Genomic DNA, 472 nt, shown 5'->3' on the forward strand with positions numbered 1-472 from the left:
ATGATATTGCCTATCGAATCACGATGCCTATCTAAAAAAGAAATTCGTTGATCAACTTTTTGGAATTGCTGCAAAACACTTTTTCCATTAACGGTCTCACTAAGCAATTGATCATTTTCAGTTTCATACGCCGATAAAGATGAGCTCGTGCTCTGAATCTTTTTCTTTCTAAAAAAAGGTAGTACAAAACCAATCCAAAAATATGCTAATAAAGCCAGGCCGGCCATTAACGGTGAAATTAAAAAAATAGCAAACACTTGCAAAATTGAAATGAATACGGCAATCACAACCGGTGCATCAGTATGCGCTTATAAAACTTCAATCTGCTCAATATCTTTGACCAATAATTTTAATATTTTGCCGGATTCTTTGTCGTCTAATTTAGCCGGTGCCAACGATAGCAAATGATCATATAATTTACTTCGCAAATCTGCAAGTAAATGAAAAGCGATGAAATGTCCCAGGTATTGTT

1 pseudogene is annotated in these 472 nt (G+C 35.0%); it reads right to left on the reverse strand.

Annotation, left to right across the window (positions count from 1 at the left end):
* Window positions 1-287, reverse strand: a pseudogene (locus KH893_RS11945) (ABC transporter ATP-binding protein); the annotation flags it as partial.
* Between the last annotated feature and the right edge of the window lie 185 nt (window positions 288-472).

The organism is Liquorilactobacillus sicerae (genome assembly GCF_029916425.1).
In the GTDB taxonomy this organism is placed as follows: Bacteria; Bacillota; Bacilli; order Lactobacillales; family Lactobacillaceae; genus Liquorilactobacillus; species Liquorilactobacillus sicerae.